This window comes from Promicromonospora sp. NPDC019610 (assembly GCF_044389365.1).
GTDB lineage: Bacteria > Actinomycetota > Actinomycetes > Actinomycetales > Cellulomonadaceae > Promicromonospora.
Window position 1 is genome coordinate 131,162 of record NZ_JBIRXX010000004.1, and the last position, 17,020, is coordinate 148,181.

A 17,020-nucleotide genomic window follows, 5' to 3' on the forward strand; every position below is an offset into this window, starting at 1 on the left:
CCGTCCGAGCGCGTGCCGGCGGGGCGACACCTGATCCCGCAGCACGACGCGTGCCAGCGTGTGAGCCGGCCGTGGGTCGCTCGCCGTGGATAGGCTGCCGGCACATGACCGAGCGACCTCGAGCAGATCAGCCGCACTGGCGCGTGTACCCGGTGAGTGCCGCGGGAAGCCTGGTGAACGCGACGATCAACGCGCTCGCCCCGTTCCTCGTCGGCATCGGCGCCGCCTTCGTGCTCCTCCTGGCCGTCGCCATGGTCGGTGAGGAGGCCCTGTCCGACGAGCCGGCGGTGAGCGGTGCGCTCGATCAGCTCGCCCGGGCGTCCATGGCCCCGGTGCTCGTCCTCGCGCTCGGTGTCGGCCTCCTGACCACCGTCCTGTCCGCGCTGCGCGAGGTGATCACCTCCCGCGCCGTCGCGCGGGCGGCCCGCGACGGTGCCCCCAGGACGGCCGTGCCGCATCCGAGCCAGGTCGACCTGGTGGTGGTCCAGCCGCCGTTCGCCCCGTTCTTCGTCGTCTCCGTCCTGCTTGCCGGGACCGGCCTGCTGTTCACCGTGGTGGCGGCCTTCACCGTCAACGGCAGCGAGATGTACATCCTGTGGGGCTCGCTCGTGGGCACGGGGGTCGCCGGAGCGTTCGTGCTCCTCGCGCTGGCGGGCCGTCCCGCACACCACCGCCGTCGGCTGGCGATCGCGGCGCACTGGACCACGAGCGACGAGGGCGCGGCCTGGGGACGGGCCGCTCCCGCGAGGTCCCAGGACGACGACGAGCCGGCGCTGCCGCCCGACCTCCTGCGCAAGCGGCGCACGGCCGCCTGGTACGAGTACGTGGGCATCGTGTGCCTCGCGCTCGGGTTCAGCCTGCTGCAGCTCTGGCTGTTCGTCACCCACCCGTTCCGCTCCACCACGGACGCCGGGCCCCGGGTCGAGTACGCGGACGGGATCGAGACGGTGCTCGTCGCCGGCGTCTGGGTCTTCGCGGCACTCGTCGTCGTGGCCGTCGGGCTCCTGGTGGTGGGGTTCTTCGCCGACTCGGTGGTGCAGCGGCGCGAGCGGGAGGTCCTGCGCCAGGCGTTGGCAGATCCGGCGGCCCCACGCCCGCCGCGGGGGTTGCTCCGCAAGTATGCCAACCATCAGCCGGTGATCTTCGTCCAGGCCCTGGCTCTTCTCGCCGCCCTCGGGACCACGTTCGGCTGGGGCGTGTACAGCCTCGGCACGGGCGGGATGGAGGACGTCGCGACGTTGTACGGGGACGCCGACGAGACCTTCCGCGCCTTCGTGCCCCAGGCTCTCGTGACGCTCGCCGTCTCGGCCGCCCTCGTCGTCGGCGCGATCGTGTGGGACGTCGTCGCCGCCGCTCGGGGTGACGAGCTGCGGAGCCGGGTCGTGGCGCGCTGGCCGGTCAAGCCCTCGCCGCGGATGATCGGTGAGGACGGGAAGAAGCGGCCGGACCCGGCGTCGACTGGACCCTCCCTGACGCCGAAGCCGAAGCCTCAACCCCGGACCGTACGGCGCTGACGGGCGAGGGCCCGGCCACCGGCCGGGCCCTCGCCCACGTCGTGCCAGGTCACGCAGGCGTGAGGAGGCCCCCGGTCGTCGCTCGCGCCTTGTCGAGGCGCGTGCCGACGTCGGCCCAGTTGGCCAGGTTCCAGAACGCCGCGACGTAGTCGGCCTTGACGTTGAGGTAGTCCAGGTAGAAGGCGTGCTCCCACATGTCGAGCATGAGCAGCGGGGTGATGCCCAGCGGTACGTTCGCCTGCTGGTCGAAGAGCTGGAACACCAGCAGCCGCCCGCCGATGCTGTCCCAGCCGAGCACCGCCCAGCCCGAGCCCTGGATGCCCGTCGCGACGGCGGTGAAGTGTGCCTGGAACGCCGCGAAGCTGCCGAACTGGTCGGCGATCGCCGCCGCGAGCTCGCCGTCCGGCTCGCCGCCGCCGTCGGGCGAGAGGTTGTTCCAGAAGACGGTGTGGTTGGTGTGGCCGCCCAGGTTGAACGCGAGGTTCTTCTCGTGCAGGTTCACCGCGGCCAGGTCGCCGGACTCGCGGGCCTGGGCCAGGGCGTCGAGCGCGGCGTTGGCTCCGGCCACGTACGTGGCGTGGTGCTTGTCGTGGTGCAGCTCCATGATCCGGCCGCTGATGTGCGGTTCGAGCGCGGCGTAGTCGTAGGGCAGGTCAGGCAGGGTGTAGACGGGCATTTCCGGGTCCTCTCGTCGAGTCCTTCCGACGCTAGAACCTCAACCGCGGTTCAGGTCAACGGACCCAGGTCGGGCGCGGTGGTGACGGTCGACACACCCGGTGAACGCCTGCACGGATGGAGGCGCTGCGGCCCGGCGGTCGCGGATCAGGGAGTGACGACGATCTTGCCGAGCGGGTGCCGGCGGGCGTAGTGGACCGCCGCCTCGACGCCGTGGTCGAGCGAGTACCGTCGGGCGATCGGCGTGGAGAGCCGGCCCGCCGTCGCGGCTTCGGCCACGGCCCGGGTGCCGTTGCTCCCACCGCCCGTGTTCATCACGAACGCCAGCTCCACGTCATCGCGTCCGAGCTGCGCCGGCGCCGGCGGCGGGAAGATGATGGAGACGAACCGGCCGCCAGGACGCAGGCTGCGCGCCGCTGCGGGCAGGCCGTCGGCAAGGAGCGCGAGGTTGAGCACGACGTCGACGCCGAGGGGGTACTCGTCGTAGGCGACCGCGCGGCGGGCGCCCAGGCCGTGCAGCAGCTCGGCGGCCTCGGCGGTGCGGGCGGTCACCGTGATCTCGGCTCCGGCGGTGTGCAGCACCGGGATGAGGGTCAGGCCGACCGCGCCCGTGGCGCCGATGACGAGGACGGACTCGCCGGGCCGGATCTTCGCAGCGTCCAGGAGTGCCAGTGTCGTGGCACCCGCGATGACCAGCGCCGCGGCCCGATCCGCGCCGAGACCGGCCGGGCGGTGGTCCAGCGCGGGCGTGTCCGTCTCGAAGACCGCGTAGTCGGCGAGGGCGCCGGTGCTCAGTGACGGTCGCAGGGGGTCGGCGGCGGCGCGGAGCTGGCGGGGCATCGCCATGCCGAAGATCTCGTCACCCGGGTGGAAGCGGGTGACGCCCGGCCCGGCCTCGGTGACGGTGCCCGCGAACTCGTTGCCGAGCGTGTACGGGAACTGGAGATCGACCAGGTCGCGGAACCCGCCGGTGACGACGCGCAGGTCGGTGGGGTTGAGCGTCGCGGCGGCGATCTTCACCAGGACCTGTCCCGGGCCGGGCTGGGGCACGGGCAGGTCGGCGATCGTGAGCTGCTCGGGAGCTCCGTAGCCGGTCGCGACGAGCGCCCGCATGGTGTCGGCTGTCATGAACCCACCGTAGGAACGGGTCGGTGAGCAGTCGATGCCCGGAACGCTCACTTCATTGCTCGTTTGACTCATCTAGCATGCCAGCATGGATCTTGTCGCCGACGTGCTGGAGATCTCCGGCGTCCGGGGCGCGATCGGCGCGCGCACGGAGGCAGGCGGGGACTGGTCGGTCCCCGTCGCGGGCTGTGCCGTGGCGGTCGTGCACGTCGTCACCGCCGGCAGCGCCTGGCTCGGTCTTCCGGGCTCCTCCCCGCGCTGGCGCGAGCTGGTGGCGGGAGACGTGGTCCTCATGCCGGGCGGGCCGGCGCACGTGGTGAGCAGTGGGCCGGGTACGGGCACCCCCGTAGCCGGTCCGGAGGTGGTGAGCCGAGCGCTCGGGTCGGGTGAGGTGGTTCGCCTCGGCTCACAGCCCGCCGACACCCGCATCGTGACCATCGGTTACGAGTGCGACCACACCGTGCACACCCAGATCCTCGGCACGCTGCCGGAGGTGGTGCACATCCGCGGCGACGGCGGCGAGGACGGCTTCGACGACACCGTCCGGATGCTCGGGCGCGAACTGAGCCACCCACAGCTCGGGGGGAGGGCGGTGCTGAACAGCCTGGTCGACGTCCTGCTCGTGCAGCTCGTGCGGGCCTGGCTGCCCACCCGGTCCGGACAGCACGGCACCTGGCTCGGCGTGCTCGCCGACCCCCTCGTGCACAAAGCGATGGAACGTCTGCACGCCGAGCCCGCACTGCCGTGGACCACGACACGGCTGGCCCGCGCTCTCGACGTGTCCAGGGCGACCCTGTCCCGCCGGTTCGTGGCCGCCGTCGGGCAGAGCCCCGCCGCCTATCTGACGCAGTGGCGCCTGGACCTGGCGGCGGTTCGCCTGCGCGGGACCCAGGACCCGGTGCAGTCCGTCGCCGCGGCGGTCGGTTACCAGTCGGTCCCGGCCTTCAGCAGGGCGTTCGCCCGCTCCCGCGGCATGACTCCTGGGCGATACCGCACCGCCGCGCGCGACGACGGCCGCCTGTCGGCCTGAGCCCGGGCTGGTGGGCTCATGGCAAGAGGCCATTCCTTCCTCCGTGTGACGGGATTCCGGAACGGCCTCTGACCAGATGGTTCGGTGGAGCTGGGGGGACTCGAACCCCCGACCCCCTGCATGCCATGCAGGTGCGCTACCAGCTGCGCCACAGCCCCGAACAGCGTTCGCCCAGGTGGGCGAGCGCCGTCAGTCTAGACCGATCCCGCCCCGGAGACCAAAGCGGGGCGGGCGACCACCGTGAACGGCGCCCGCAGCAGGTCCGCGTCGCGCGACGACGAGCCGACGAGCAGCTCGAAACCGCCCGGCTCGACCACCCGGTCGCCGGCCTGGTCGACGATCGTGCAGTCCGCCACCGGCAGGTCGAGCTCGACCACGAGGCTCTGCCCGGGGGCGACGTCGACCTGGCGGTAGGCCTTGAGCTCCTTGTCGGTCCAGCTCACGGACGTCACGGTGTCGCTGACGTAGACCTGCACGGTCTCGCGGGCCGGGCGGGAGCCCGTGTTGGTCAGGGTCACGCGGGCGCGGACGGTGTCGTCGGGGCCCAGCTCGGCGTCCCGCACCCCGAGGTCGGAGTACTCCACCGTGCTGTAGGACAGGCCCTGCCCGAACACGAAGGCGGGCTCCTGCGTCAGGTCGGCGTACCGGGCGCCGTGCTGGCCGCGGATCTGGTTGTAGTACACCGGCTGCTGGCCCACGTGGCGGGCGAACGAGATCGGCAGCCGGCCGGACGGCTCGATCAGCCCGAGCAGCAGCTCGGCGACGGCCCGGCCGCCCTCCATGCCCGGGTTGGCCGTCCAGATCAGGGCCGAGGCGTTCAGCGCGGACTCCGGCAGGACGAGCGGCTTGGACGCCATCACCACGACGACCATCGGCGTCCCGGTCGCGGCCAGCGCGTCCAGGAGGGCGACCTGCCCGCCGACGAGCTCCAGCGTCGCGGTGGACCTGTACTCGCCGACCAGCTCGACCTGGTCACCGACCACGACCACGACATGGTCGGCGTCCTGCGCCTGGGCCACGGCCTCGGCGATCAGCTCCGGGTCGGGGTCGCGGGGGACGGCGATCTTGGGCCGGGGCTGCCCGTCGGGCAGGGTGTCGCCCTCGGGCGGCGAGACCAGCGTGACGATCTCGGCGCCGAGCGCGCTGGTGACCGTCCAGTCCTGCGGGCTCAGGGCGCGCAGGCCGTCGAGCACGGTGGTGATCATCTCCCGCGGGTGCCCGTCGGGCAGCCAGTCGGCCTGCCCCGAGCTGCCGGCCCAGTCGCCGAGCTGGGCCTGGGCGGCATCGGCCAGCGGTCCGACGACGGCGACGCGCCGGGGCCGGTCGTCCGCGCGACCGGCTGCGCGGCCGGCGTCGTCCACGCCCGTGAAACCGCCGGCGAACGGGAGCGCCGCGTCCGTGTTGCGCAGCAGGACCAGCGACCGGCGCGCCACGTCGAGGTTGACGGCGGCGTGCGCGGCGGAGCCGATGAGCGCCCCGTCGCGCTCCAGGGTGGGCCGGCGCGGGTTCTCGAACAGGCCGAGCTCGAACTTCAGCGTCAGGATGCGGGCCACGGCGCGGTCCAGGTCGGACTCGGCGAGCAGGCCCTGGTCGATGGCCTCCTGGGCGCCCTCGAAGAACTGCGGGGTGGTCATCACCATGTCGTTGCCGGCCCGGACGGCCGCCGCGGCGGCGTGGGCGTGGTCGGGCTGGACCTTCTGCTCCCAGACCATCCGGCCCACGTTGTCCCAGTCGGTGATCAGCGTGCCGGTGTAGCCCCACTCGCCGCGCAGCACGTCGTTCAGCAGCCAGTCGTTGATCGTGATCGGCACGCCGTCCATGGACTGGTAGCCCAGCATGAACGTGGCGCAGCCCTCCTTGGCGACCCGCTCGAACGGGGGCAGGAACCAGGACCGCAGCTTGCGGCGGGAGATGTCGGCCTCGGACGCGTCGCGCCCGCCCTGCGTCTCGGAGTACCCGGCGAAGTGCTTGGCGGTGGCCAGGATCGCCGTCGGGTCGGACAGGCCGGCGCCCTGGTAGCCGCGCACCATCGCCGAGGCGAGCTCGCCGATCAGGTACGGGTCCTCGCCGAACGTCTCGTCCACGCGTCCCCAGCGCAGGTCGCGGGCGACGCACAGCACAGGGCTAAAGGTCCAGTGCACGCCCGTCGCGGACGCTTCGACCGCGGTGATCCGCGCGGCCTGCTCCACCAGCGCGGGGTCCCACGTCGCGGCCATCCCGAGCTGCGTCGGGAAGATGGTCGCGCCCTCGTAGAACGAGTGCCCGTGGATGCAGTCCTCGCCCACGATCAGCGGGATGCGCAGCCGGGTCTGCTCCACCAGGTCGTGCGCGAGCCCCACCCGGTGCGGCGAGGTGTGCAGGATCGATCCCACGTGCTTGCGCAGGATGTCGCCCTCGTAGTCGCCGCGGGCGTCGAGCTGGAGCATCTGCCCCACCTTCTCCGCCACGGTCATCCGGGCCAGCAGGTCGGCCACCCGCTCCGCGACCGGGAGGCCGGGGTCGAGGTAGGCCTGTGCCGGGGCGGACGTGTCGTGGACGCTGGTCATCGGGCGCTCCTGTCGGTCTGTGTTCGCACGCCGGAAACCTACCAGTCGCTAGGTAAGGACCGCCGGGCCGTTCACCTGCCGTGGTCCGGGCCGCCGCACGGCGGCTACTGTCCCTGTGACGGAGCCGACGCCGATACCGACCCGCGAGGTGCCCATGGCCGACAAGACCGACCTCAAGAAGACCCTCGACGCCTACCGGGCCACGCGGGACCAGTTCCGGATCGTCGACGTGCCCGACCTGCGGTACCTGATGATCGACGGTCACGGCGACCCGAACAGCTCGCCGGCCTTCACGGCGGCGGTCGAGGCGCTGTACCCCGTCGCCTACACGCTCAAGTTCGCCAGCAAGCGCGAGCTCGGGCGCGACTACGTCGTCATGCCGCTGGAGGGGCAGTGGTGGGCCGAGGACATGACCGCCTTCACGACGGCGCGCGACAAGTCCCGCTGGGACTGGACGCTGCTGATCATGGTCCCGGACTGGACCGACCAGGAGGCGTTCGCGGCCGCGGTGGAGCAGGTCCGGGCCAAGGGCGGCCCGGTGCGGCTCGACGACGTCCGCCTGGAGACCCTGGCCGAGGGGCGCTGCGTGCAGACGCTGCACGTCGGCCCCTTCGACGCCGAGGCCGCCATCCTCGCGCGGATGCACGACGAGTTCCTCCCCGCCCACGGGCTGCGCCGGACCGGCAGGCACCACGAGATCTACCTCAGCGACTTCCGCAGGGTCGCGCCGGAGAAGCAGCGGACGATCCTCCGGCAGCCGGTCGAGCCGGTCGAGGTGTCCGGCGGGTAGTGCCCGGTCAGCCTGCGGTCCCGACGGCGTCGGCCAGCGCGCGGACCGCCGCGCGCGGGGTGGTGGCGGCCAGGTCGAGGAACCGCGTGATCCGTTCTGGCTGGGCACCGGACCGACGCCCTGGACCGCGCGGTGGGGGACGGCGCGGGGCGGGAGATCCTGCGTCACCTGGCCTGCCCGTGGCCTCCCGCCAGTGCGACGAGCGCCGCCGCCACGAGCGCGACGGCCGAGACGCCGAACGCCGTCGTGTAGCCGGCCGCGGTCGGCAGCCCGGTGGCCGCGAGCGTCGTCGCGCCGACGACGGCGGTCGCGAGCTGTGCCCCGAGGGAGCCGCCGATGGTCCGCACGATGGTGTTCACGCCCGTGGCCTCGCCGGTCTCGTGCGGTTCGACGGCGCCGACCACCACGTTGGCGAGCGACGAGAAGGCGAAGCCGATGCCGATGCCCAGCACCCCGGCCCCCGTGGCGACGGCCCACGGGTGCTGGTGGCCCAGGGCGAAGGCCGCGAAGCCGATCGCGCCGATCACACAGGCCGCGACCAGCGTCGCGGTGAACCCGAGGCGCGGACCGAGGCGCCCGGCGAGCGGGCCGGCGAAGAGCATGGTCACCGCCATGGGCAGGAGGTAGAGCCCGGACTCGGTCACGGTGGCGCCGAACCCGTACCCCGCCTCGACGGGGGTCTGTACGAGCTGCGGCACCAGGGTGAACGCGCCGTACATGCCGAAGCCGATGATCAGGGCGGTGAGGTTCGCGGTGACGAGCGTCCGGCGGCGCAGCACGCGCAGGTCGACCAACGGCTCGGCCAGGCGCGACTCCAGCAGCACGAAGCCCGCGAACGCGGCGACCGCCACGGCGGCGAGGGCGACGACGACGCCGGGCGCCCACAGGCGGGACTGGCTGATCGCCAGCAGCAGGGCCGTGAGCGCGACGGTCAGCACGCCGCCGCCGGCCCAGTCGACCCGGCCGCCGAGCCCCGGCCGGTCGGGGCCGACGAACGCCGCGACCGCGGCCAGGGCGAGCACGATCACGACGAGCGCGGCCCAGAACAGCCACGGCCAGCCGAGCGCGTCGATGATCGGGCCCGGCACCACGAGACCCACCCCGAAACCGATGCCGAAGATCGCGCTGACGGTCCCGATCGCCACCGGCACGCGGTCCCGGGGGAACGTCTCGCGCACGATCCCGAACGCCAGCGGGAACGTCCCGGCGCCCAGACCCTGGACCGCACGGGCGGCGACGAGTACACCGATCGACCCGGGCAGCGCGCCGGCGAGGGCGGCCAGCAGCGTCCCGGCCGCGAGGATCGCCAGGCTCACGAGCAGCAGGCGGCGCTTGCCGAACATGTCGCCCAGGCGGCCGATGATCACCGTGCCCACCGACGACGTGAGCAGGAACGAGCTGATCAGCCACGCCGTCGTCGTCGGCGAGACGTCGAGCTCTCGCTGCAGGTCGGGCAGCGCCGGCACGACCATGGTCTGCAGCAGGGAGAACGAGAGGACGGCCAGCAGCAGTGCGACGAACGGTCCGGCGGTGCCTCGGCGGGCCGCCCCACGAATTGATGTCATGGCGACATCATTACACTACGTAACGTCAGAGTGATAGTGTCCCCCCGTGGAACAACCCGCTGGCCGACCCCCGACGCTGCTGGGCCTGCCGTCGTATCTCGCCGGGCACGTCTCGCGCATCGGCCATCGCGCGCTCGTCGGGGACCTCGCGCGCCACGGGCTCCGGCTGCCGCACTTCGCGGTGCTCACGGGGCTGCACGACCTCGGCCCGCTCGGCCAGCACGAGCTCGCCGACCGGCTCGGCCTCAACCGCAGCCATCTGGTCGGATACCTCGACCGGCTCGAGGAGGCGGGCCTGGTCAGCAGGCTCCGCGACCCGGGGGACCGCCGGCGTCAGCAGGTGCGGCTCGAACCCGCGGGCGAGCGGCTCACGGCCGAGCTGATCGAGGGTGCTCGCGCCGGCGAGGCGGCCGACCTGGCCGTGCTCAGCGCCGACGAGCTGGCGACGCTGACGGAGCTCCTGCGCCGGGTGCTGCTCGCCGACGACGCGGCCGCTGCCGACGCCGCGGGCCCGCCGCCCGCCGGCGACTGACGGCGACGTCCACCCTGGGGACGACGGCGACGTCCACCCTGGGCCCGATGCCGGCGGCGCCGCCGGTCGGTAGCTTCGTGGCCATGACCGCGATCACCCGGACCCCGACCGCCCACGCCCGCCCGACCCACCCGCTGGCGCGCGCCGGGGTCGTCGTGGCCCTGAGCTTCGTGCTCGGCGGGCTGACGTCGTACGCCCAGGGGTTCCTGCCGGACGCGTTCGCGTCGTTCGCCAACTCGGCCAGCGGCTGGACGGTGCTCACGGCCCTGCTCGTCTTCTGGTCCCGGCTCCGCACCGCGCCCGCCGCCGTGCTCGGTGCCGTGAGCTTCGTGCTGCTCGTGCTCGGGTACACGGTCGCGGCCCAGGTGCGGGGTTACGTGTACGACCCGCTCCTGTTCTCGGTGGTGGGCGTCGTCGCCGGCCCGTTCGTGGGCGTCGCCGCGTCCTGGCTGCGCGCCACCGGCGTCCGCGCTGCCCTCGGCACCGCCCTGCTCGCGGGCATCGGGGTGGGGGAGGCGGCCTACGGGCTGACGGTGATCCGGGAGACGACCAGCCCCGTCTACTGGACCGTGATCGGCGTCGCGGGGCTCGCGCTCCTGGCCGGTCAGCTGGTCCGCCGGGTTCGCGGCGCGCTGCCCGTGGCCCTGGCCGGGGGCGGGACGGTGCTCGTCGCGGCGGCCTTCTACCTGGCCTACTCCAGCTTGTAGGACGCCGGGGGCGCGACCAGCCGGTCCAGCAGCCGGTCGAGGAGCTGCTCCACGCGCTCGCCGGCGCTCTCGTCGACCAGCAGGGTCTGGGCCAGCCCGCTCGCCGCGGCCACGATCAGCTCGGCGTCCAGGTCCGCGCCCCGGTCCCCGTCCTGGCCTGCGCGGTGCTCCGCACCGTCGTCGGACGGCGCCGCGCCCGCGCGGGCGCGGCGGAGCTGGTCCGCGATCGCCGCGACCAGATAGCGCGGTGCGCCCAGCGTGTCCTCCCCGTCGACGTCGGAGGCGGTGAGCGCGGCCGTGTGGAACGCGTTGAGCACCACGGTGTCCTGCCGCCGGGCGTCGTCGGTCGGCAGCAGCTCGACGAGGAGCGCACGGACGACCTCGCGCGGCACCGGGTCCTCGCCGAGCGTGCCGAGGCGGCGGGTGAACCGGGTGCCGGCGTCGGCCACGACGGCCTGGTGGGTGGCCAGGAGGAACGTCCGCTTGGTGCCGAAGTAGTACTGGACCAGGCGCACCGAGATGCCCGCCTCGGCGGCCACCGACTGGAAGGTCGCGGCCTCCAGCCCGGCGCGGGCGACGACGCGTCGTGCGGCGTCCGTGATCTGGGTACGCCGTTGATCGTGGTCGGCCAGCCGGGGCATGCGGTCCGTCCTCTCCTGCTCTGCGCGGCCCGTCCGGACCGGTAGTGGTATGCCTGCACCATCATAAGTGATACGTTCGTACCACCAAGGCGACGGGCGGGAGGCACCATGGCCAGGATCGGACGGTTCAGGAACGAGACGGCGCGCGAGGAGTACCTGCGCGCCTACGCGGCGATGGAGGGGCTCTGGCCGCTGCCGTCGACGGTGTCCGACGTCCCGACCGCCTACGGGAGCACCCACGTGCGGCGCTCGGGCGCCGGTGCCGGGCTGCCGCTCGTGCTGCTCCACGGGTTCGGCGGCAACGGGCTGTACTGGTACGACGTCGTCGAGGACCTGGCGCGCGACCGCGTCGTCGTCGCCCTGGACACCGTCGGCTCGGCCGGGCGGAGCGTGCAGGCCGCGCCCCTGGCGCGCGACGCGGACTACGGCGCCTGGTTCGCGCAGGTGCTGGACGGCCTCGGCCTGGACCGCGCCCACGTGCTGGGGGAGTCCCTGGGCGCCTGGCATGCGACCCTGACGGCGCTGCACGCGCCCGACCGGGTGGCGAGCGTGTCCCTGATCGAGCCCAACGGCGTGTTCACGCGGACGCCGGTCCGGGCCCTGTTCAGGATGCTCCGGTTCGGGGCGACGGGCTCCACCGACGAGGGCTGGCGCCGGATGCGCGAGTGGCTCACCCCGGGGACCGATCCGACCGACGTCGAGCTGGCGTGCCTGAAGGCCGCCCAGGGCTACCGGACCGCCGCCGGCTGGGCGCGCCCGCTCAAGGATGCCGAGCTGGCCTCGATCGCCGCGCCGCTGCTGGCGGTCTACGGCGCCGAGTCGGTGCTCTCGGAGCCGGACGCGGCGCGGCGCCGGCTCGCCGAACGCCTCCCCGGGGCCGAGGTCGAGATCGTCCCCGGCGGCGGGCACGGGGTGCGCGGCCAGGTCCCGGGCCAGGTCAGCGCGCGGGTCGCGCGGTTCGTCGGGCAGCACGACCCGTCGGTGCGCGTCGACGGCTGAGCCTCAGGGGCTTCCAGGCCTGGGGGTCGGCGAGTCGTTCACGGCTGTTTGAGAATCGTTCTCACTTCTGGTTGACTCCTCCTCGGTAACGAGAATGATTGTCATTCTAGATGGAAGGAGCGGGCGGCCCCGGCCGCCCGACCGACGATGAGAAATCACCCCACCCGCGCGGCCGCAGGCCTCGGCGCGGCACTGTCCCTCGTCCTGCTCAGCGCCTGCGCCGCGCAGGGCTCGGCGTCCGGCTCGGCCTCGGAGTCCGCGGAGGCCGACGAGCACGAGGAGCACGCGGCACCCGACGCCACCGAGGCCCAGGCGCGCACGCCCCGCGTCGCGGTCACGTACGACGGCGGCGTCCTGGTGCTCGACGCGATGAGCCTCGAACCCGTGGGCGAGATCGAGCTGGAGGGCTTCACCCGCCTCAACGCGGCGGGCGACGAGCGGCACCTGATGGTCTCCACGACCGGCGGGTTCCAGGCCCTCGACCTGGGCTCCTGGGCCGAGGCGCACGGCGACCACTCCCACTACTGGACGGCCGAGCCGACCCTGACCGACGTCACGTACGAGGCGTCCGAGCCCGGTCACGTCGTGGTCCACGAGGGCCGCACCGCGCTGTTCGACGATGGCACCGGCCTGGTGCGCGTGCTCGACTCGGCGCACGTGGCCGACGCCGACGCGGCGGCCCGCGAGTACACCACGCCGTCCGCCCACCACGGTGTGGCCGTCGAGCTGACCGACGACACCCTGGTGGTCTCCGAGGGCACCGAGGACGCGCGCACCGGCATCCGTGCGCTCGACGGTGACAACCAGGAGATCGCGGCGTCCGACGAGTGCCCCGGCGTGCACGGGGAGGCCGTGGCCGCCGACGAGGCCGTCGTCATCGGCTGCGAGGACGGCGCCGTCGTCTACGCGGACGGCAAGATCACCAAGGTCCAGTCTCCGGACGACTACGGCCGCATCGGCAACCAGGCCGGCACCGAGGCGTCGCCGGTGGTGCTCGGCGACTACAAGACCGACAAGGACGCCGAGCTGGAGCGGCCCACGCAGGTGTCGCTGATCGACACGCGGACCGGCGACCTCCAGCTGGTCGACCTGCCGTCGTCGTACACCTTCCGGTCGCTCGCGCGCGGTGACGAGGGCGAGGCCCTCGTGCTCGGCACCGACGGCCAGGTGCACGTGATCGACCCCGGGTCCGGCAAGCTCACGCAGTCGATCCCGGTGATCGACGAGTGGGAGGAGCCGACCGAGTGGCAGGAGCCGCGTCCGGCGATCCTCGCGCTGGACGGCTCGGTCTACGTGACCGACCCCGCGACCGACTCGATCCACGCGGTCGACGTCGAGACGGGCGAGGTCTGGAAGTCGGCCGACCTCGGCGTCACCCCGAACGAGCTGAACGGCGTCACGGGCGGCGAGCCCCACACCCACTGACCCCAACAACCCGTTGAGTGCTGGCTATTTGCGCCTCCCGAGCCTCGGGAGGCGCAAATAGCCAGCACTCAACGGGTTGTTGGGTGGGTCAGGGCTGGGCGAAGAAGGTGCGGATGTCCTCGACCAGGACGTCCGGGACCTCCATTGCCGCGTAGTGGCCGCCCGTCGGGTACTCGGCCCAGTGCTCGATGCGGGCGTTGTCGCGCTCGGCGAAGGCCCGGATGGTCTTGAAGTCGTCGGCGAAGACGGCGACGCCGATCCGGCCCTGGCTCACCACCGGCTCCGCACCGGACCGTGCCTCGCTGTAGTGGTACCGCACGGAGGTGGCCGACGTGTTGGTCAGCCAGTACAGGCTGACCTGCGCCAGGACCTGGTCGCGGGAGACGAGGCTCGTGCCGTTGCCGAAGCTCTCGAACAGCTCGTTGTACGCGAGCTGCCCGACCGGCGAGTCGCTCAGGGCCGCGGCCACGGTCTGCGGCCGGGAACCGTTCATCGTGTTGTACGCGCCCACGCTCTGGAACCACTGCAGGTGCTCCAGCGCCGCGAACTCCTTGGGGCCGAACCCGTCCATCTCACCCTCGGCGCCCGACGGGAACGAGAAGAGCTGGAGCAGGTGCGCCCCCTGGAAGCCCTCGGGGTCGAGCACCGCCAGCTCGCGGCCGATCATCGCGCCGGCGTCGCTGCCGTGGGTGCCGTAGGACTCGTACCCGAGCCGGCGCATCAGGGTGTCCCAGGTGCGGGCGACGCGCGCCATGGTCCAGGTGCCGCCGTCGGCCGGCTCGCTCAGCGGGGTGCTGAACCCGAAGCCGGGGATGGACGGGATCACCACGTCGAACGCGTCCTCGGCGCGCCCGCCGTGCGCCACGGGGTCGGTGAGCGGGCCGATCATGTCGAGGAAGTCGAGCACCGAGCCCGGGTAGGTGTGGGTCAGCAGCAGCGCCCGCGCGCCGGGCTCGGCCGAGCGGACGTGCAGGAAGTGGACGTTCTGGCCGTCGATGTCGGTCAGGAACTGGGGGAACGCGTTGACGCGCTGCTCCACCGCGCGCCAGTCGAAGTCGTCGCGCCACTGCTGGACCGACTCGCGCAGGTAGGACTCGGGCGTGCCGTAGTCCCAGGAGTCGCCGGGCGCGGCCGGGGCGAAGCGGGTGCGGGCGAGACGGTCGTTCAGGTCGTCGAGGTCGGCCTGGGGGATGTCGATGCGGAAGGGGCGGATGCTGGTGTCGTTGGTGTTCATGTCTCCGACACTACGAGCGGTTCAGGAACGGTTCTTTCCTCTATTCTGACCGGGTTCCCGACCTTTTTTCAGCTGCCGGTGAGGAGTCACGATGACGACGACGGCGGGGCGGCTGCTCGCCCTCCTGGGCCTGCTCCAGTCGCGTGCCGAGTGGACCGGGCCGGAGCTCGCGGCGCGCCTCGACGTCACCGATCGCACGGTGCGCAACGACGTCGCCCGCCTGCGCGACCTCGGGTATCCGGTGGACGCCGTCCGGGGACCGGGCGGGCGGTACCGCCTCGGGGTGGGCGGCAAGCTGCCCCCGCTGGTGCTCGACGACGAGGAGGCGGTCGCCATCGCGGTCGGGCTGCGGGCCGCGACCGCCGTGACGGGCATCGAGGAGTCCAGCGCCCGCGCGCTCGGCAAGCTGGAGCAGGTGCTGCCCGACCGGCTGCGCCGTCAGGTCGCCGCGCTGCGCGACGCGACGGAGGCCGGGCCGGTGAACACGGACAGCAACGTCGAGGACCCTGCCGTCGACCCCGCGCTGCTCACCGAGCTGGCCGCCGCGATCCGCGACCACCAGGGCCTGCGCTTCTGGTACCGCGAGGAGCCGCGGGAGGTGGAGCCGGTCCGGCTCGTGGCGTGGCAGCGCCGCTGGTACCTCGTGGGGCGCGACGTCGGCTCGGGGCGCTGGGAGCCGTTCCGCGTGGACTGGCTGGAGCTGCGCCGGCCCGGCGGACGCCGCTTCATGCCCGTGGAGCCGCCGTTCGACCTGACCGAGTTCGTGGTGCGCGAGGTGGCGCGGACGGGCTGGGCGGTGCACACCCGGATCGTCGTGCACGCCCCGGCGCACGAGGTGCTCGACCGCATCAACCCGGCCGTGGGCACGGTGGAGCCGCGGGACGAGCGGTCCTGCCTGCTGGTCACCGGCGGGGACAGCATCGAGACGGTGGCCGTGTGGATCGGCATGCTCGGCCTCGACTTCACGGTCACCGGACCGCAGGGCCTCCTGGACCACCTGAACGTGCTGTCCCGGCGGTACGCGGCGGCGGCGTCGGGCTGACCTGTCCGGCGGAGATCAGAACGTGGCAGGCCTTCGCCCGGGGTGCAACGAGTTCGTGTTGTGGTCGGTGCAGTTCTCGGATAGAGATGAGAGTGATTCGCTGGGAATCGTTCTGTGGGAACGCGGGGGTGCGGGATGAATAGCGATGTCGCGATAGGTGACCTGTCTGGCCGGGAGGGACTCGCAGGGGCGATGGGGTGGAGGATCGGCGCGGCGGCGGCGCTCGTCGTCTTCATGGCTGTCCTGGGCGCGGTTTCCGCTTCGGCCGAAGCGGAGTCGGCACCGGGCGAGATCGTCAGATTTTCAGTGATCGGGGAATTGCCGCGGGAGCCGTTTGCCGCAGACGAGTTTCGGCAGGTCGGCGTAACCGACGATGCGGTGGCGCAGATTACGCGTGGTGTCGTTCCTTCTCGATCGTTGACCCTTGCAGCGCCGAAGGCGGACCCGAACAACCCGTACCAGATCGTCGCGACGTGGAACGACAACACGGGTAAGGCGCTCTCGATGCGTTGGGGAAGTCCCAGCTGGGGCTGGCTCAAGGTCTCCAACAAGCACAACCTCACGACTGCGGCGGCGCGCACGACGACCAAGCACCCCGAGTCGCGTGTCGTGGAGAGCCCGAGTGCGATCCGGTACAGGACTCCGGTTCATCGGGTGGAGTGTGCCGTGGGCAGAATCGGTTGCCGGATCGTGGAAACCAGGACCGTGCGAGTGATCGCGAACCCTATCCGTTTGACCGACGGTAAGGCCAAGGGCGTGATCACGGCCTATTGTGAAGGAGTGACCTGGTGCCCGAACTGGGTCAAGAATGCCGTCAACGCCTGATCGGAACTGGGCTACTTTCGTGATCGTAGATGCATCGACGCTGCTCGACGAGGTGCGTCGAGCCTTCGAATCGACGCCCTCAGGCCGCGAACTGGGTCTGCTCGACGCCGAGATCAAGGACTCCACTCTTCGCGTGAGATTCGCGGGTGCGTCGGACGACACCGCAGGACCCTATGGCGCGCGTATTCCTGTGCCTCGTGATGCCGCGGATCCGCTCTGGACGAGGTGGGATCCGACAACGGGGCTGGAGGAATGGGTGATGTACGCCGTCGTGCAGGCCGTCGCCGAGGAGTATCTGACCGGTGGCGTCGAGCGGGGCGTCCGGTCGGCCGATGACGGGGTGGTCTGGCTCGCCCTCGACAACTAGCCC

The 17,020-nt window shown here is 72.5% G+C and carries 16 protein-coding genes and 1 tRNA gene; 10 read left to right on the top strand and 7 right to left on the bottom strand.

Annotated elements, in window-relative coordinates; genetic code table 11:
• Positions 1 to 104: 104 nt before the first annotated feature.
• Positions 105 to 1,514 carry a hypothetical protein gene (locus ACH45N_RS25455; RefSeq protein ID WP_397398745.1) on the top strand — a complete coding sequence of 470 codons (1,410 nt, stop codon included), beginning with the start codon at positions 105 to 107 and terminating at the stop codon, positions 1,512 to 1,514.
• 49 nt (positions 1,515 to 1,563) lie between these two features.
• Here ACH45N_RS25455 and ACH45N_RS25460 read toward each other — a convergent pair whose 3' ends face one another.
• Positions 1,564 to 2,190 (bottom strand): superoxide dismutase, encoded by a 627-nt coding sequence (locus ACH45N_RS25460; RefSeq protein WP_397398746.1) that lies wholly within the window; start codon positions 2,188 to 2,190, stop codon positions 1,564 to 1,566.
• Positions 2,191 to 2,336: 146 nt separating this feature from the next.
• Positions 2,337 to 3,317, bottom strand: a complete 981-nt coding sequence (locus tag ACH45N_RS25465) for an NADP-dependent oxidoreductase (RefSeq protein ID WP_397398747.1) — start codon at positions 3,315 to 3,317, stop codon at positions 2,337 to 2,339.
• 85 nt (positions 3,318 to 3,402) lie between these two features.
• On the opposite strand from ACH45N_RS25465, the gene ACH45N_RS25470 reads away from it, so the two are divergent.
• A complete protein-coding gene (locus tag ACH45N_RS25470; protein WP_397398748.1) occupies positions 3,403 to 4,344 on the top strand; it encodes a cupin domain-containing protein in 942 nt (313 codons plus the stop codon).
• 85 nt (positions 4,345 to 4,429) lie between these two features.
• Here ACH45N_RS25470 and ACH45N_RS25475 read toward each other — a convergent pair.
• Positions 4,430 to 4,502: transfer RNA gene (locus ACH45N_RS25475), tRNA-Ala, on the bottom strand.
• Positions 4,503 to 4,538: 36 nt separating this feature from the next.
• A complete protein-coding gene (locus ACH45N_RS25480) occupies positions 4,539 to 6,890 on the bottom strand; it encodes a glycoside hydrolase family 3 N-terminal domain-containing protein (protein WP_397398749.1) in 2,352 nt (783 codons plus the stop codon).
• Positions 6,891 to 7,044: 154 nt separating this feature from the next.
• Here ACH45N_RS25480 and ACH45N_RS25485 point away from each other — a divergent pair, with 154 nt between their 5' ends.
• Positions 7,045 to 7,680 carry a GyrI-like domain-containing protein gene (locus ACH45N_RS25485; RefSeq protein ID WP_397398750.1) on the top strand — a complete coding sequence of 212 codons (636 nt, stop codon included), beginning with the start codon at positions 7,045 to 7,047 and terminating at the stop codon, positions 7,678 to 7,680.
• Between the two features lie 164 nt (positions 7,681 to 7,844).
• Here the strand turns inward: ACH45N_RS25485 and ACH45N_RS25490 are convergent, their stop codons facing one another.
• Positions 7,845 to 9,245 (bottom strand): MFS transporter, encoded by a 1,401-nt coding sequence (locus ACH45N_RS25490; RefSeq protein ID WP_397398751.1) that lies wholly within the window; start codon positions 9,243 to 9,245, stop codon positions 7,845 to 7,847.
• Positions 9,246 to 9,291: 46 nt separating this feature from the next.
• On the opposite strand from ACH45N_RS25490, the gene ACH45N_RS25495 reads away from it, so the two are divergent.
• Together ACH45N_RS25495 and ACH45N_RS25500 are read left to right on the top strand one after the other, a co-directional pair.
• Complete coding sequence (locus ACH45N_RS25495; RefSeq protein WP_397398752.1) at positions 9,292 to 9,777, top strand: MarR family winged helix-turn-helix transcriptional regulator; 486 nt, start codon at positions 9,292 to 9,294, stop codon at positions 9,775 to 9,777.
• Positions 9,778 to 9,860: 83 nt separating this feature from the next.
• Positions 9,861 to 10,484, top strand: a complete 624-nt coding sequence (locus ACH45N_RS25500) for a DUF6518 family protein (protein ID WP_397398753.1) — start codon at positions 9,861 to 9,863, stop codon at positions 10,482 to 10,484.
• Here the strand turns inward: ACH45N_RS25500 and ACH45N_RS25505 are convergent.
• Positions 10,469 to 11,125, bottom strand: a complete 657-nt coding sequence (locus ACH45N_RS25505) for a TetR/AcrR family transcriptional regulator (RefSeq protein WP_397398755.1) — start codon at positions 11,123 to 11,125, stop codon at positions 10,469 to 10,471. The two genes, ACH45N_RS25500 and ACH45N_RS25505, sit on opposite strands and share 16 nt — an antisense overlap.
• 108 nt (positions 11,126 to 11,233) lie before the next feature.
• On the opposite strand from ACH45N_RS25505, the gene ACH45N_RS25510 reads away from it, so the two are divergent.
• Positions 11,234 to 12,124: an alpha/beta fold hydrolase gene (locus ACH45N_RS25510; protein ID WP_397398757.1), complete on the top strand. Its 891-nt coding sequence runs from the start codon at positions 11,234 to 11,236 to the stop codon at positions 12,122 to 12,124.
• Positions 12,125 to 12,271: 147 nt separating this feature from the next.
• On the top strand, positions 12,272 to 13,549 hold the full coding sequence (gene aztD / locus ACH45N_RS25515) for a zinc metallochaperone AztD (RefSeq protein WP_397398758.1): 1,278 nt from the start codon (positions 12,272 to 12,274) through the stop codon (positions 13,547 to 13,549).
• A gap of 88 nt (positions 13,550 to 13,637) precedes the next feature.
• On the opposite strand, the gene ACH45N_RS25520 is transcribed toward aztD, so the two are convergent.
• Complete coding sequence (locus ACH45N_RS25520; protein WP_397398760.1) at positions 13,638 to 14,783, bottom strand: epoxide hydrolase family protein; 1,146 nt, start codon at positions 14,781 to 14,783, stop codon at positions 13,638 to 13,640.
• Between the two features lie 91 nt (positions 14,784 to 14,874).
• Between ACH45N_RS25520 and ACH45N_RS25525 the strand changes: the two genes are divergently transcribed.
• The 3 genes from ACH45N_RS25525 (at position 14,875) to ACH45N_RS25535 (ending at position 17,017) form a co-directional block, all read left to right on the top strand.
• Positions 14,875 to 15,825: a helix-turn-helix transcriptional regulator gene (locus ACH45N_RS25525; protein WP_397398761.1), complete on the top strand. Its 951-nt coding sequence runs from the start codon at positions 14,875 to 14,877 to the stop codon at positions 15,823 to 15,825.
• A 135-nt stretch (positions 15,826 to 15,960) separates the two neighbouring features.
• A complete protein-coding gene (locus ACH45N_RS25530; RefSeq protein WP_397398763.1) occupies positions 15,961 to 16,650 on the top strand; it encodes a hypothetical protein in 690 nt (229 codons plus the stop codon).
• A gap of 19 nt (positions 16,651 to 16,669) precedes the next feature.
• Positions 16,670 to 17,017 (top strand): hypothetical protein, encoded by a 348-nt coding sequence (locus tag ACH45N_RS25535; protein WP_397398765.1) that lies wholly within the window; start codon positions 16,670 to 16,672, stop codon positions 17,015 to 17,017.
• The last annotated feature ends 3 nt before the right edge of the window (positions 17,018 to 17,020 follow it).

What these genes read in the sequence shown, in the direction of transcription:
- ACH45N_RS25510 (WP_397398757.1), top strand. Translation starts at nt 11,234, where the DNA reads ATGGCCAGGATCGGACGGTTCAGGAACGAGACGGCGCGCGAGGAGTAC.
- ACH45N_RS25530 (WP_397398763.1), top strand. Translation starts at nt 15,961, where the DNA reads ATGAATAGCGATGTCGCGATAGGTGACCTGTCTGGCCGGGAGGGACTC.
- ACH45N_RS25520 (WP_397398760.1), bottom strand. Translation starts at nt 14,783, where the DNA reads ATGAACACCAACGACACCAGCATCCGCCCCTTCCGCATCGACATCCCC.
- ACH45N_RS25460 (WP_397398746.1), bottom strand. Translation starts at nt 2,190, where the DNA reads ATGCCCGTCTACACCCTGCCTGACCTGCCCTACGACTACGCCGCGCTC.
- ACH45N_RS25470 (WP_397398748.1), top strand. Translation starts at nt 3,403, where the DNA reads ATGGATCTTGTCGCCGACGTGCTGGAGATCTCCGGCGTCCGGGGCGCG.
- ACH45N_RS25525 (WP_397398761.1), top strand. Translation starts at nt 14,875, where the DNA reads ATGACGACGACGGCGGGGCGGCTGCTCGCCCTCCTGGGCCTGCTCCAG.
- ACH45N_RS25480 (WP_397398749.1), bottom strand. Translation starts at nt 6,890, where the DNA reads ATGACCAGCGTCCACGACACGTCCGCCCCGGCACAGGCCTACCTCGAC.
- ACH45N_RS25490 (WP_397398751.1), bottom strand. Translation starts at nt 9,245, where the DNA reads ATGACATCAATTCGTGGGGCGGCCCGCCGAGGCACCGCCGGACCGTTC.
- aztD (WP_397398758.1), top strand. Translation starts at nt 12,272, where the DNA reads ATGAGAAATCACCCCACCCGCGCGGCCGCAGGCCTCGGCGCGGCACTG.
- ACH45N_RS25465 (WP_397398747.1), bottom strand. Translation starts at nt 3,317, where the DNA reads ATGACAGCCGACACCATGCGGGCGCTCGTCGCGACCGGCTACGGAGCT.
- ACH45N_RS25455 (WP_397398745.1), top strand. Translation starts at nt 105, where the DNA reads ATGACCGAGCGACCTCGAGCAGATCAGCCGCACTGGCGCGTGTACCCG.
- ACH45N_RS25505 (WP_397398755.1), bottom strand. Translation starts at nt 11,125, where the DNA reads ATGCCCCGGCTGGCCGACCACGATCAACGGCGTACCCAGATCACGGAC.
- ACH45N_RS25500 (WP_397398753.1), top strand. Translation starts at nt 9,861, where the DNA reads ATGACCGCGATCACCCGGACCCCGACCGCCCACGCCCGCCCGACCCAC.
- ACH45N_RS25485 (WP_397398750.1), top strand. Translation starts at nt 7,045, where the DNA reads ATGGCCGACAAGACCGACCTCAAGAAGACCCTCGACGCCTACCGGGCC.